Below are 15,370 nucleotides of genomic sequence, written 5' to 3' on the forward strand. Positions count from 1 at the left end.
GTATTAGAAGTAAATATATTTGGTATAATTTACCCTATCACAACCATCACCTCCCAAACGGCAATTCCACAAAAAACTCTGTCCCCTGATCTGGTTCGCTTTTTAGCCAAATCTTACCATGATGGGCTTCTATAATTTGTTTACTGATATACAACCCTAATCCAAAGGGTTGTTCGCCTCCTGTTCCTTTTCGCCTAGCCGAAGTAAAAGGGTCAAATACTTTATCCTGCATTTTTAGGGGTATTCCAATTCCTGCATCTTTTACAGTAGTAATTGTTCCACTTTCAGATACTTTTGTATTGATGTAAATATTGCTACCTACGGGGCTAAATTTGATGGCATTCCCTACCAGATTATTAATCACTCTTGAGATTTTCTCTCTGTCAATATTCATTTTAATATTCGTATCCGTATTAAAAATCAATTGCTGACGCTTATCTTTTGCTTTAAAGCGGAGTAATTGCACACATTCATTCAGTAAGCCATCAAAGGATGTTTCTTCTTTATGAATGTCATGCTTTTGTTCAAAGTCAGTTTTTAATAAATCATTAATTAAGTTTAGGCTATTGTTGATAGACGTCTGTATTAGCTCTATTAGCTCGCTATCGTCTTCATCCATTTCTTTTTCAGCGAGCATCGAAGTCATCGCACCAACCGCACCAATCGGATTTCGGAGGTCATGTGCCACAATTTTGATAAGGCGAGCATAGTTTTTATTCATCGTCTCTAAATCATGCATCGTTACTTCTGCATGCTGAAACTGTAGCCTGAGGGCCTCTCTGGACTTTTGTGTACTCTTCCAACTACGCCATAATATAATCATCATCACGATAGCCATCACACTGATTACGATGGCTAATATCAATAACCTAGATTGGTACTTTGCCAACAGGTTTGATGATTCTAGCTGTTGCTCTTTGGCTGCAAAATCTTGATAGTCAATGCCAAATAGGTTTTCTTGAGCATCTATTTTGTCATTGATTTCTTGGTATTGCTTGCTAAATAAATAGGCATTATAATAATCTTTTAGTTCAGCATAAGCAGCAGCTAATTTTCTAGCGAGTAGCTCACTATCAACTAAATAGCCTTTCTGAATCGCAATGGTAAGTCCTTGTTTATAGTATTGAATGGCTGTTAACTTATCCCGTTGATACATCTGGTCACCCATATCAGTCAAGATAATGACGGAGACATTCGAGAGATTATTTTTTAACGCATCGTCATTAGCTTGTTTTAATAAAGCCATGCCTTTATCAAACTGATTATTTTTAATATAATTATCAGCCGTCAATTGGTCATACGCCAACAGTATACGTTTATCTTTATACTTTGCAGCAATGTTTCTGCCTTTGTTAAGGTAATAGTTGAGCGAATCTTTGCTAAACTTCTTGGGGTACTTGATGATGTAGTTATAGATAACCAATGAAAAAATAGAATCATGACTTATTTTTTTGCCCAATTCCAGTGCCAAATTATAGTTAGTAGACGACTTCTTTTCTCGTCCCATTACTTCATAAAGAATGGCGATATTCATTAATGTTTGGACAATGTTGGAAGAATCTTGAAGTTTTCTATAATGAATATTCCCTTCATTAAAATAGCGTAATCCTAGCTGTATATTCCCCTTGATAAAATAAAAAATACCAAGGTTATTCAATACATCCGCTTGACCTTTTGCATACTTTAACCTATTGGCTATTTCACTAGCCTTTTTGGTGTAGTAAAACGTACTATCGATGTTTTTTTCATACAACAACGTAGCAATCCTATTCAATGTGTTTACATATCTTAAACTATCACTTATCGTAGGCAAAGATTTTTGTAGCTTCAAGAGTTCATTAGATTGTCCGTGGCAATGCAGACAGAAGGGAAAAATAAACACTAAGAGTGCTGTATTTATTTTTATATTAAAATAACATTTTAAGTGCATAATTTTTCATACAATTTATACTTATGAAACAAGGTTTAATAATTTTAAACAAGGTTGAGAACCACGATAAGTTTCATTAAAATAGTATTATATAATATGGATTTTGTATGAAATTTGACACATACATTAATGTACTCAAATATATTATTTTTCGTGATTCAAACAGACATTCGGTATAAATAATTGATAAATACACGGAATTTTAGTCCCTCACTATTATTCTTAAAGCAAAATAGTATTAGTAGAAACTACCCAATTCAATGTTTGAGCGAAAATCCTCTTGGCTTGTTGTTACTATACCCTAAGGAACAGGAAGGAAGAATCACTAAATCGTGTCAAGTTGCAGCCTTATTATGATGCGGATGGTTTATCCATAAATATTTAACATGAAAAAACTGATTCTAATACTGGCGTGTTGGCTTTTGGGATGCACGCAAATGGTAGCACAAAAAACAGCTAAAGCTACTTTCCCTGATGGTAGCCAAATATCGAGCTGGTTTACAACTAACAAAAAAGTAACGCTTGCACAGCTTGGCAAAGCGTATGTGATTACCGATTTTGGCGTTAAGCAAGATAGTACGCTCGTACAAACGGAGCTTATCCAGCAAACAATTGATTTAGCAGCCCAAAAGGGCGGAGGTGTAATCATCATTCCTAAAGGCACATTTATGAGTGGAGCTTTGTTTTTCAAGCCCAAAACCCATTTGTATGTATCTGAAGGAGCGGTATTAAAAGGGTCAGATAATATCGCCGACTACCCTAAACTACCCTCAAGAATGGAAGGACAAAGTTTAGATTATTTTACAGCCTTGGTAAATGCTTATCAAGTAGATGGGTTTACGATTTCAGGAAAAGGAACGATTGACGGCAATGGCTTACACTACTGGGAGGCTTTCTGGGCTAGACGTAAAGAGAACCCTAATTGTACTAACTTAGAAGTTTCTCGCCCTCGACTGGTTTTTATCTGGAAGTCTAATAATGTACAGGTACAAGATGTAAAACTGCATAATTCTGGTTTCTGGACGAGCCACTATTATCAATGCAATAATGTGAAAGTATTAGATGTTCATATTTTCTCACCCTATAAGCCCGTAAAAGCCCCAAGTACGGATGCCATCGATATTGATGTTTGCAATAATGTGCTTATCAAAGGCTGTTATATGTCGGTGAATGATGATGCCATTGCATTGAAAGGTGGCAAAGGCCCGTGGGCAGACCGTGTACCAAATAATGGAGCCAACACAAATATCATCATAGAAGATTGCGAGTTTGGTTTTTGTCATTCGGCACTTACCTGTGGGAGCGAGGCTATCCACAACCGCAATATCATCATGCGAAATTGTCATGTCAGTGAAGCCACACGCATATTATGGCTAAAGATGCGACCAGACACGCCACAGCTTTATGAATATATCAGTCTAGAGAATATCAAAGGACAAGCCCATAGTTTGTTGTTTGTAAAACCTTGGAAACAATTTTTTGATTTACAAGGGCGTAAAGATGTACCGCTCTCGTATTCAGACCATGTGAGCTTGAAAAATATAGAAGTAAAATGTGATATTTTCTACGACGTAGCTATTTCGGAATACGATAAGTTATCGAACTTTAGTTTTGAAAACTTTACTGTAGAAAGTAAAAATGCTTCGATTGATAAAAGTGTAGTAAAAGGCTTTACATTGAAAAATGTAAAGGTGAATAATAAAATGATTGAGTAGTTTTCTTATCACTAGCTAACGACTTAAGTCTTACCGATTACCCATAAGTGGATAAATGATTGATAATCAATAGTTAACAACCTCATCCCCCAGCCCCTTCTCCTTCAGAGAAGGGGAGAAGACCTCAGTGCTTAAAGCTCCCCTCTCTGAAGGAGAGGGGTTGGGGGTGAGGTTAATATGTATTGATTATCAAGTACTTATATGCTTATGAGTAATCAGTAGGACTTTAAGTCCCTCGCTAGGAATAAAAACGTTTCTTTTTAAAAATAGCATAGTTGTTCAAGAAGCCTAAAATTGTAAATTTGTAAAAATTTAAATGTGCCTTATGAGTGTTAGCTATAGAGATTTTGTGATAAAAAGCCTTGTAACAATAGGCTTGGGTTTATTCATCGTTTTGATTGACACCTACGAATTTCTAAAAGATAGTGGTACTCAGTGGATTATTGTGGGTTTGGCATTCTTGAAAATAGCCTTTATTGTATGGCAAAGCTCAAGAATGATTTTGGAAGTTACGGTAAAAGACGCACCCTTTTATCGTTTCTTAGAGTTCATTATCATCAATGTGTTAATGGTCACTTTTTCGTTTGCAGTTGATTATTTCTGTCTTTATCATGTTAATCCTGAATGCTTTTCGGGAATTCCTGAAAAGTTATCAATCCCTGAAACACTTTTTGAATGCTTGTATTTTAGTGTGCTTAATTTTACGAATTTTGGCTATGGAGAAATCTTGCCACAAATCATTCCTGCTAAAGTATTAGTGATGCTAGAAGACCTACTGTCGTTCTTTACCATTATCATTGTTCTCTCAGATTTTGTCAGTCTAAAAGAATCTCTCTTGGAATCCGATTTGTTACAAAGAAAATTATCCAAGAAAAAAGAGGAGGAAGGGGAATAGGTGAGGAGACTATTTATAACTGTGGTCTGTGGCACACAGAATACGGCTGTAAATCCAAAACCTTTCTATTAGCGGGTGACTTAAGTCCTACTGATTACCCACATCTTTTAAAAAGTTGAAATGAAGAGGTGATTATTGATAAAATTGGTTTAAATAGGCTTAAATCGCCTTTCAAACCGAGCTTTGGTCGCCTCATTTCATAGCCTGACTACGTGAATTTCTTATCACTAGCGAGGGACTTAAGTCCCTCGCTAGGGATAAGAGCCTTGATTATCAGTTATTTATATGCTTGTTGGTAATCAGTAGGACTTAAGTCACCCACTAATAGGAAGGATTAATGCTTAATCGCCTATTTCATCTTCAAAACCTCTGAACCAGCTAATAAGAAACAGCCTAGTCCGAAATCTTCAAAATCTGGTTGTTTATCAACGCTCAAAGGTTGTCCGTCTTTAGGTTCTTTACCTGTGCCCTGTACATAACCCAAAAACCCGTTAGGTTGTACACAGTCTTTCAGCATTGCATTACTTGCTTTGGCAATGATAGGCAAGTATTGTTTTTTATTCAATAGTCCGTGATTTATGCCCCACGCCATGCCATAAGTAAACAAAGCAGTACCTGTTAATTCTTTACCGCCGAAATCAGTTTCATCTGTTAAGCTCACGTTCCAGAAACCATCTGCACGTTGAAGTGGTGGCAACGCTTTCATCATTTCTAAATAAGTCTTTTGGTATTCTTCACGATGTGGCGCATTTTTAGGCATAATTTCTAATACTCTCACCAAAGCCGCTACTACCCAGCCATCTCCACGCGACCAGTAACAGTTTTTTCCAGCAGGCGTTTTATAAGGAGGGTCAAAATCTTTATCTCTCCACCAAAGTCCTTCGGCAGGGTTGTATAACCCCTTGTCTCCGTGAATCGTCTTGGTGTGCATATACATCTCATACATCTTTTCGTAATAACGATCATCTTTGTAGATTTGTCCTAAACGAGCAAACACAGGCATTGCCATTTGCAAAGCATCTACCCACGACCAATCGTCTTTTTTAGTGCTATTCACCATGCTATCAATTGACGCTTTGATGTCACGGATTCTTTCAGGCTTTTGGTCAATCAAATACAAATCCAAATAGGTTTGTCCGCAGCATTGGTCATCACCATTACGGGTTTTGATACCATTGCGTAAACCCCATTTATGAGCTTCTCCCCATGCTACAGCATAGTCGTAATAACGTTTTTGTTTGTCAACACTGTACAAGGCCATCAACCCTTCGTAATATACCCCACGTGTCCAAATATTACTTGGACGAGTTTTATCAGGACGCACAATCGGAGCAGAAACATCAGCCCATTTGGTCATAAAGTAATCGTTGGCTACTGTTAAAGCCTTTAACATTTCCTGTTTTTTAGGAAGTTTCTGTGCCTGTAGCTGACAAATACTTATCAGTGCAAGAAGACAGAGCGTTGTAATGTTTTTTTTCATGTTTTTTTGTTTGAGTTAGTTGTGAGTTAGTGAATTGTGAGTTAGTGAGTTGTGATTGATTAAGTTAGTAAGTTGTGATTTAGTGAGTGGATAAATATTATAACATATCTATCTTTCATTAATTCTCAAATAAATCAATCACTAATTCACAATTCACTAACTCACAACTCACCCCTTACTTCACTTTTATATTCGCCTTCGTCGGTGTTTTCATGCCTGTTCCTAAAAAGTAGCTTGTATGTGGCGGTTGGTTATAGCCTACATTTTGCCAAGCGATGCTTAGTCGGTATTGCGGGTCGTGCATCAACGTCGGTAAACGGTGTTCGGTAGGAATCGTCGTTGAAAAAATACGCAATTCCTTTTTATCATTCGTTTTAAAAATTACCTCCTCACGCCAGTCGCCAAATAAATCCGCACTTAGTGCAGGCGTTGATTTTGTACCATTATTCGAAGAACAGTTTTCCGCAGTAAATAGCCTGCCCACTTTATACTTGTCGATATGGTTGCCATCTAATAACTCGCGCGACAAATCACCATCCCACCAAATCACAAAGTTGGTTGAACTAGGATTATCACCAATTTTATCACCCTTCGCATTAAACAGCCCGCCTGAACCCGACCACCACATTTCTGCGCCTTCGTTACTTGCGTCAATATCTTCAGCTACGCCTCTGCCAGCGTCTTGTCCTTCATTTTTACGCCAGATGATTTCACCCGTTTTAGCATCATACAATGCGGCACCTGGTCCTTCGGTTTTTTCTTCAATTTCATGCACACCAAATACTTCTAAGCCAGGGCGAGAAGGGTCTAAATCAGTAACATGCAAGGCATCACCATGACGCAAGCCAGTCGAAAACAACCCTTGTCCATTATCATCAACGACCATCGAGCCATATACAATTTCATCTTTGCCGTCAGCATCCACATCCGCAACGGTTAAGTTATGATAACCCTGTCCCGAAAAAGGATTGCTACCATCTTTAGAATCAAATACCCAACGAGAAGTCAGTTTCCCTCCACGCCAATCCCAAGCGGCTAAAACAGTTCTTCCATAATATCCACGACACATGATTACACTCGGTAGTTTACCATCTAAATAAGCCACACACGCTAAGAAGCGGTCGCTACGATTACCTGATTTGTCATTGCCACCGTTTCCACCTTTGCCACCCCATCCGCCAAGGTCACCTCTGGCAGGGATATAATCAGTAGTCGCTAAAGCCGCACCAGTCAAGCCATCAAAAATGGTAAAGAACTCTGGACCATCTAAAATCTTACCATCAGCATTTCTATAGTCAGCCTTCGCATCGCCTATTACTTTGCCTTTGCCGTCGGTTGTACCGTCTGCCGTTTTACAAGCAAATTCAGCCTTACCATCACCATCAAGGTCATACACTATAAACTGCGTGTAATGTGCTCCATCACGAATGTTTTTACCTAGATTAATTCTCCACAGTAATGTGCCGTCTAGCTTATACGCTTCAAAAATAGGCTCGTCAGTAATCCCTTTCTGAGAATTATCTTTAGCGATACCCGCTTGATGTAGGATGATTTCGTACACACCATCGCCATCTAAATCACCCACCGAAGCATCGTTCGGTGTATATCTGTCAGGCGTTTGTAAAGGAATAGAAAGATAGTTTTGTGCAGGTGAATTCGCAGCTAATACAAAAGACTCGCTCGCATTTCCTTCTGTTTTACCAGTAATGGTTTTCACGAAATAGGTATTTACTTTAGAAGAATCTACCTTTTCATCTACAAAGTTGGTGCCTTTTGTCAAAGGCTCTTTATTTAACTTAACGACTTTGGTATTGCCTGTTGTTTTATAAAGGTTGAATTTGGTATCAGGTGCTTCCGTCCCCAATAAACGCCAGCTTACAAATACTTTCCCACCGCCTTGGTTGATAGCGATGATACCTCTGTTGAGGTTTTCCATTAAGCGTTGTGCCGACGTTTGGAACGATACTACACAAAGGATAATGATACTTTTTAAAATAGTTGATTTCATTGTTATTTGAATTAGAGCGTATTAATTACCATCAGGTTTTACCACATGAACTAGCGGACTATGTGGCAAGCTAAAGCTAGCTTCGTCGTCTGGACGAGCAGGGTCGAAACTTGGCAAATCACTGATTAATGTTGTAGCAATGCCTAATTTTGCTTGCTTAATGCCTTCAATAATACATTTAGCGATTTCATAAGCACCATAATTGCTAAAGTGGGTATTGTCGTGGATAGCCTTTGTTTGTTCAGGAAAAGTATTGGCTTCGTAATGCACAAAGGCTTTCATTGATTTCTCGGGACCCATCGTTTCAAAAAGCACTTTGCTCATCGCATTCAAATCTATCAAAGCTACATTTTCGTCTTTTGCTACCTGACGCATCGCATCGGGGAAGTCACCTAGTGTGTTGATGATTTTACCATTATCATCGAAATTTCTTCTAGGCATAGAAGTTACCAATACAGGAATACCTCCCTTTTCTTTTGTTTTCTGAATGTATGATCTTAGAAATTCCTTGTATGTCGTATTCGCTTCAACGCCAGAGCCTGCCTTTTGATCGTTATGGGCAAATTCTATAAAGAAGTAATCGCCAGCCTTCATCAAGCTCATTACTTTATCCAAACGTTTGGCACCTGCAAAACTTTTGATAGTCTCTCCCGATTCAGCATAATTCGCAAAAACTACCTCTTTCGCTTTAAAAAATCTAGGAATCATTTGTCCCCAAGCCGCATAAGGTTCTTGGATTTGGTCTACCACGGTTGAATTACCCGCTAAAAAAACAGTTATTACTGAGTCATTTGCTTTGGTGATTTCTAAGCCACAAATTTTAGGATTCACATCAGCGAATTCAAATGTCAACTGATTATCCCAATGCAAGTATTCAAATTCTCTAGGCTTAAGTTTTACACTTTCGGTATCATTGATACGAGGAGTTCTTACATTCACGGTAAATTCTTTGGCTTCCACTTTTCCTTCTGGTGTAATTACTTTCTCCAACATCAACCTGCGGTTTTCAACTTTCACGGTGGTGGTGGAAGTACCTTTTGTATCTCCTAGGTATAACTTTACATTATAATTCCCTTCTGGAATATCCACCGTAAAATAAAAAGACTGTGTACTGGTACAGAAATCTGACGTCAGTGCATCCTTGCCTTTTCTGGTTTCTGAAACGATGGGTGCATTTGGCAAAAAACCAAATCCTTTTTCTTTGCTATAAATGGATTCAGGTAAGACCTGTGTATATCCTTTAGCAACTTTTCCAGCACCAAAGTCAAATTTGAAGCTAGTTGGCGATTGAGCAAAAGTGTACAAAGAAGAAAATGTGAAAATAATACCCAATAATAATGCCCTAAATTTATTCATCTTGAATGTGATAGCGTTGAATTATGTATAAAGTCCTATTTAAAAAGAAATCGTTGTATTAAAATAAGACTATGTTATCTTTTTTAAATGATAATACAAATTAAGGGTTACAAGGCTCTAAAACTCTCCTGTGGTCTCACGGGGTAGGAATCGTAGGTTTTTTTGGGACAAAAAATAGCTTAATCAGGAAACATTAAATATTTCCATTGATAAAAACTGCACAAGATTTTTTGATTTTAGCAAAAACACGGAAGATAACAGGCTGTAAAACTTTATATAAATATAGCGATTTTTCTTTTAAAAACAAAACCTTTCCACCTGATTTTGCCCTTGATTTTGTCATAGCAATCAAAGGCAAAAAAATAAAGCATTGTTATTCATCTTAACAACAATACTTTTTTTTATCATTGTTGTTGTTGTTATTGTTTTAATGGTTTATATAGTTTTCTTAAGTTTTAATAGTTTTATTATACTAGCATTGCTTCTACAGTGCTATGGTAGTTGCTTCTGCATTGCTTCTACAGTGCTGTGGTATTTGCTTCTGCTTTGCTTCTACAGTGCTGTGGTATTTTTTACCAAAGCAAAAGGTAGGCATTTCACTACAAGACTATCTAGTATTAGTCATTCAAGGAGTGGAAATAGTTGTTTGTGTTTTGTAACGCTTGTAGTATACGTTGACGAGTAATTTTAAAAAATATGAAAGGTTTCACTGATGGCATGACTTCAAGTCATGCCATCAGTAATCAATCTAATTATTAAAATCAACATCAGGACGCGTAATTTTTTGCTCCTTTTTCTTAGCGGCAGTGCTGTTGCCTATTGGCAATTGCAACGTGATTTTATAAAACCTTACCTCTCGTCTATTCATCGACTCTTGGTATGAAGTTGGCTGGTCGTAAATCGTAATTGGTTTTCTTGAATTAAAAATATCATTAATCGTAAACAATACGCTAGCCTTGTTGTTCATAAAGCTTTTTCTAAGGGCAAAATCCATTGCTTTTATCCCTTGACGATAGCCTTGTAATTGTGGTGCTTTGCTGTCATAATTTGAATTCAATTGTGCCGAAATACTATTGCTTACCTTATAAGTAATATTCAACTTGCTATTAAAACGCCACAACGTTTTTTCATAATCTGCCGATTTCAATACCATGTTGAATACATTCAAATTGGCTAAGAAGTTAAGGCGTTTACCTATCGCAAAAGTCAACGTATTGTCAAAACCCGTTTGAATATCAGCCTGTGCATTAATAAAGGTAGTTACGTATACAGATGGGTCTGTTGGCGATGCTTGTACGATTGGCTTAATGGTGTTGTCTTCATAAATATAATAGAAGCTCGACAGCCAGTTTACTTTACCTAATGAAGTATTATAGTTCAATTCGGCAGTATTGACAAACTCAGGTTGAATTTGTGGATTACCAATCGTAATATTTTGCTTATCGTTTGCCTGAATACCCACAAACAATTGTCTGAAATTAGGACGCCCTACTTTTCTACTAAAATTGATACCAACCTCCGAGTCGGCATTCAGTTTTTTACTGATGGATAGCGAAGGGAATAACGCTTTAATTAAATTTGAGCCGTCGCTTGATGGGAATTTATAGCCAAAATTAGATTTAGCATCAAGGTTTGAAATGCCCGTCAGGCTCGACTGCTCAAAGCGTAAGCCAGCTTCAAAACTGATATTCTTTTTCCATTTGGTAGCATACATCACATACAGCGCATTGATGGTTTCAGTAATGTTAGCATCCTGTGAAAAATCCTTCTGAAGAATCAAGGTATTACTTGCCCCATCTAGTTTTGAAAAAAGATATTGTTGGTCACGTATATAGGTATAGCTTCTTACACCCATTTCAAGTTTAGTAGAATCGTTGATAGGTTTTACATAATCCAATTGAGCAAGTATCTGGCTTCCCACGGTATTTCCTGCAATAATATCCGTTTCTGGAAATCCTACTTGACTATTCCCATCGGCATTCAATGCCGTAGTAAACCAATTAGCCGCATTCGATAAATTATTACGAGTAAACGAACTCACAAAACTCAAAGTTCTTCCTTTCTGAGCAAAATTATGCTTCCAGTCGAACTCAATCCCTACGTTATTAAAAGTGTTGTGTGGTTGGGTAGTTCTGCCGCCATAACTTACCAATGCCTTACTAGCATCTAAATTCTGATACTGTTGGTTGGTTTCTGAATTATATTCACCCGTCACATAACTACCAGCCAACGAAAGCGTATTAGCTTTATTAAGGGTATAATCTGTTGCCAAACGTATATTATGAAAAAGATTGTTCAAAGAAACATCCGTATTTTGATTGTAATAGCTCGCGACAGCCCCCGTATTGGTGAAATTAGTACGATAAGCATAACCATTCAGCGGGTTTTTAGTTGCATTAAAGTTATAGATGGTCGAAAAATTCCATTTTCCTTGGTTCACGTTCAGGTTTACCATGCCATCATACCGTGAATTATTGCCAATACCTACACTAGCGGTACCGTTATAGCCAGCCTCACGATTTTTCTTCAAAATCAAGTTGACAATACCCCCCGAAGCCGCTGCTTCATACTTAGCGGAAGGATTTGAAATTACTTCAACCGATTCAATCTGTCCTGCGGGAATTTGTGCTAAACTCAGTTGCGTAGGTTTACCATTGATATAAATAGTAGCCCCCATATTCCTTAAATTGGCAGAACCATCTGGATTAATGGTTAACGAAGGCAAATTGCGTAGCAAATTTTCAGCCGTACCACCTACCGTAGTGAGGTTTCGTTCTACATTAAAAACCCTCTTGTCCATCCCCATTGAGGTAGTACTTTTGGTAGCCGTGACTGTAACTTCCTTCAACATTTTAGGTTCTGGCAACAAAGCGATGTCAGCCAAGACAGTCTCCTGATTGGTTAATTCAACAACTTGTTCATAATTTTGATAGCCTACAAAAGATACCCTGATTTTAAGTTTTTCAGCAGGCAAGTTTGTGAGTTGAAACATCCCCAATTCGTTGGAATTAACGCCTTTTAGCAAAGAATCTTTTCCAGTTTCAAGCGATTTTAATACAATAACAGCAGCAAAAGGGAGAGGCTCTTTAGTAGTACCATCAATCAATTTACCAGATAGACTGTTACTTGGTTTAGTTTGAGCAAAGACAAAAAAGTTACTCATCACAAGTAACACTACAATTAGTAATTTATTCATACGATTTTAGATAAATGCTGATGTATAATTGGTTGATGAAACAAAGTTACGGAAGGATTCTGTAAGGAATCTGAAGTTGACAATAATCCTTGTATTGACCTTAGATTTTTCAAAGGCTAAAAAGTTTAAAGGGGACGGTGTAGGTTGATGATAATTAATCTTCATTTCTTTAATTAACAGATTCAATTATTTTACATATATTCATTGGACTAATAATCCACATAGTCACAAAACATAAACCACGTCTTAACAAATATTAATATGGATGAATTCCTAAAGAAGATTAAACTAATTGACACCTTAACAATCGACCTCCCAATCAGTAGAAATGACTTCGTCAACAAAATGGATACTATCGTAGAAGAAGGTAGTACTAGACTGTTTTCAAATCCTTTTGAGGTGTTTTCTTCCAGTAAAAAAGACTTTAAAGGCACAGTAAATTATGAAGGTTTTAAAATTAAAAAACGAAAGAAGCTTTTTGATAGAGGATTTAATGTGGCTATTGCTGAAGGCACATACACTGTACAAAATGAAAAACTTTTAATTGAAACTGAAATAAATGGATTCAATACTTTTGGAATTCCTTTTTACATACTGATAAGTATTGTATATGCTATCTTCCTTGTTTCATTTATTAGTACAATGCCTAGTGAATTCTTAAGTAGTGTATTGCCAATTTTTATAATTCACGGTATCATTATGTTATTAGTGCCCTATTTTATGATGAAGAGAAGTGTTGCACAATTGAAACATGAATTAGAAAGAGAACTTTATTTCCTGACTAAGAAATAACGTCTTCCTAACCCGTGGTCTGTGAATTACTCATCGCATGACTCGGTTAGTTTTATGATAATTGCCGATTAATTGGAAGTCATGCCATGAATGGTGATGTCTCATGTCTTTGAATAAAAAGAGAATTGCTTTAAAGAAAAACTACATTTTAATAAATAAATATTTAAACGATGGGCTTAGATTTAGTACCAATGGGGAAACCCAAAAAAGGATTTGAGAAAAGATTCAATCAAATCTTTAGAGTAATAGAAGGGAAAGAAACACTTGAGTTGAGTTTTCTTGATAAATTAAAAGGCAAAAAACTTCCATCTAAAGAAGAACTTCTTGAAGAATGGTTTGCTAATCAGATTTCAGTGTATGAAACCCTTAAAGCTCCCCAAGTTGGACGTGACAAAGAAGCAGAGGACTGGATTAAGGTAAAATACCAAGATAGTAATAAAGAACTATCTGAATCTGATTTTATCAAAAAACATAAAGGTTATTATATTCTTGAATTGGCAAAAGAGATTGATGGATTACCTATCTATATTGCTTATGGACAGGAGGAACATGTATTCAGAGGCGAATTTTTGACAACATGTATTGGCTTGATAGATGAAAGTTTAGTACACGAAGCTTGGGAAACCAAACTTGCTGAAGAAGCATTAGATTATGGCAATAGGTTAATGAATACTGCTGATAATATTGCTAAGGAAAATAATCTAGAATACCTTAAAAACCAAAGAGCTCCTTCTGATTCAGAAGAAAATGATATAGCAGGCAAATTACACATTGTTTATTCTTTGGCTAGATGGCTAACATTTTATGGAAAGAATGGTCATGGTTATCAAGCGGACTATTAAAATGTTTATTTTCATATCAATTAAGTAATTACTATTTGTTTAGGTATTATTCTAAGTTTTCTACCTGTACAGTACAAGCTACAAATTCAAGGGAATAATTTGATTTTTGTGAAAAACTAAAAACTATGAAACTAACAATTAGAATTATTTTAGGGGGACTGCTATGTTCTACCATGTTTGCTTGTAAAGTTAAAGAAAAAGAGAGCCTTCCTATTATCGGAACTTGGGAATTGGTTTCGGCAGAAACCATTGAAAAAGATACTTCCTTTTCAACCTTTAATCCGAAAGTAAAAATGATTAAGATTATCAACCCAAGTCATTTTGCTTTTTTGAGTCATCCAATCGCTAAACAAGATTCAGCCATTGCTTTTACAGCAGGTGGAGGTGAATATACATTAGTAGACAGTGTTTACACTGAAAACTTGGAGTATTTTATCGACAAAAATTGGGAGAATAATAAATTCACTTTTGTGGTGAAAATCCAGAATGATACTTTAATCCAGAAAGGCGTAGAGAAACTAGAAAAACTAGGTGTCGACCGCGTAATTGTGGAGAAATATATAAGAGTAAAAAAGTAAGTAATGAAATCAAAAGACGAATTAACCAATAATAATGATTTCCTTCTTGCCAAAGCATTAGTGTATAATCAATGTGGGTTCAATTGTACAGAACCTATTCCAGCAACTGAAAGTGCTGAATATGGTGCTTGTGATTTTAGGCTTGATAGTCTAACTATCAAATATCGTATTGCTAAAATTACACCGACAAAAACAGGACAATTTGTTACTTTATGGAAAAGAAATAACGAAGGAATAATTGAACCTTATGATATAAATGATGAGATAGATTTAGTCGTAATTAGCACCAGAAGCGACAATCATTTTGGACAATTTGTCTTTCCTAAAGCTGTTTTACTCCAAAAAGGAATTTTGACTGATAATCATAAAGAGGGAAAGAGAGCTATTAGAGTATATCCTCCTTGGGATATTGCCAATAGCAAACAAGCTTTGAAGACCCAACAATGGCAATTAGCGTATTTCTTAGAAATTCCAGCAAATGGATTGGTAGATTTGGCTTTGGCAAAAAGATTGTTTAGTAATTCCTAACTTATCACTAGCGAGGGACTTAAGTCCCTCGCTAGTGATAAGTTATTGAT

The 15,370-nt window shown here is 36.6% G+C and carries 11 protein-coding genes; 6 read left to right on the forward strand and 5 right to left on the reverse strand.

Annotated features, from left to right (window positions below; genetic code table 11):
• Window positions 1-46 precede the first annotated feature (46 nt).
• Window positions 47-1,831: an ATP-binding protein gene (locus tag AC07XN_RS17945; RefSeq protein ID WP_494744056.1), complete on the reverse strand. Its 1,785-nt coding sequence runs from the start codon at window positions 1,829-1,831 to the stop codon at window positions 47-49.
• A gap of 485 nt (window positions 1,832-2,316) precedes the next feature.
• Here AC07XN_RS17945 and AC07XN_RS17950 point away from each other — a divergent pair, with 485 nt between their 5' ends.
• Window positions 2,317-3,645 (forward strand): rhamnogalacturonidase, encoded by a 1,329-nt coding sequence (locus AC07XN_RS17950; protein WP_494744057.1) that lies wholly within the window; start codon window positions 2,317-2,319, stop codon window positions 3,643-3,645.
• Between the two features lie 325 nt (window positions 3,646-3,970).
• On the forward strand, window positions 3,971-4,540 hold the full coding sequence (locus AC07XN_RS17955) for an ion channel (RefSeq protein WP_309919431.1): 570 nt from the start codon (window positions 3,971-3,973) through the stop codon (window positions 4,538-4,540).
• A 349-nt stretch (window positions 4,541-4,889) separates the two neighbouring features.
• Here the strand turns inward: AC07XN_RS17955 and AC07XN_RS17960 are convergent, their stop codons facing one another.
• The 4 genes from AC07XN_RS17960 to AC07XN_RS17975 all read right to left on the reverse strand — a co-directional run bounded on the left by AC07XN_RS17960 (window position 4,890) and on the right by AC07XN_RS17975 (window position 12,580).
• A complete protein-coding gene (locus tag AC07XN_RS17960; RefSeq protein WP_323245978.1) occupies window positions 4,890-6,020 on the reverse strand; it encodes a glycoside hydrolase family 88/105 protein in 1,131 nt (376 codons plus the stop codon).
• Between the two features lie 175 nt (window positions 6,021-6,195).
• Window positions 6,196-8,028 (reverse strand): rhamnogalacturonan lyase, encoded by a 1,833-nt coding sequence (locus tag AC07XN_RS17965; protein ID WP_494744058.1) that lies wholly within the window; start codon window positions 8,026-8,028, stop codon window positions 6,196-6,198.
• Between the two features lie 21 nt (window positions 8,029-8,049).
• A complete protein-coding gene (locus AC07XN_RS17970) occupies window positions 8,050-9,384 on the reverse strand; it encodes a rhamnogalacturonan acetylesterase (RefSeq protein WP_494744059.1) in 1,335 nt (444 codons plus the stop codon).
• 748 nt (window positions 9,385-10,132) lie between these two features.
• On the reverse strand, window positions 10,133-12,580 hold the full coding sequence (locus tag AC07XN_RS17975; protein ID WP_494744060.1) for a TonB-dependent receptor: 2,448 nt from the start codon (window positions 12,578-12,580) through the stop codon (window positions 10,133-10,135).
• Window positions 12,581-12,841: 261 nt separating this feature from the next.
• Here AC07XN_RS17975 and AC07XN_RS17980 point away from each other — a divergent pair, with 261 nt between their 5' ends.
• The 4 genes from AC07XN_RS17980 to AC07XN_RS17995 all read left to right on the forward strand — a co-directional run bounded on the left by AC07XN_RS17980 (window position 12,842) and on the right by AC07XN_RS17995 (window position 15,320).
• Window positions 12,842-13,372, forward strand: coding sequence for a hypothetical protein (locus AC07XN_RS17980; protein WP_494744061.1), 531 nt, complete (start codon window positions 12,842-12,844; stop codon window positions 13,370-13,372).
• Between the two features lie 170 nt (window positions 13,373-13,542).
• Window positions 13,543-14,214 (forward strand): hypothetical protein, encoded by a 672-nt coding sequence (locus AC07XN_RS17985; protein WP_323245973.1) that lies wholly within the window; start codon window positions 13,543-13,545, stop codon window positions 14,212-14,214.
• 125 nt (window positions 14,215-14,339) lie between these two features.
• A complete protein-coding gene (locus AC07XN_RS17990; protein WP_494744062.1) occupies window positions 14,340-14,792 on the forward strand; it encodes a hypothetical protein in 453 nt (150 codons plus the stop codon).
• Window positions 14,793-14,795: 3 nt separating this feature from the next.
• Window positions 14,796-15,320, forward strand: a complete 525-nt coding sequence (locus AC07XN_RS17995; RefSeq protein WP_494744063.1) for a MepB family protein — start codon at window positions 14,796-14,798, stop codon at window positions 15,318-15,320.
• The last annotated feature ends 50 nt before the right edge of the window (window positions 15,321-15,370 follow it).

It is taken from the genome of Arcicella sp. GW458-12-2-14-TSB2 (genome assembly GCF_059423785.1).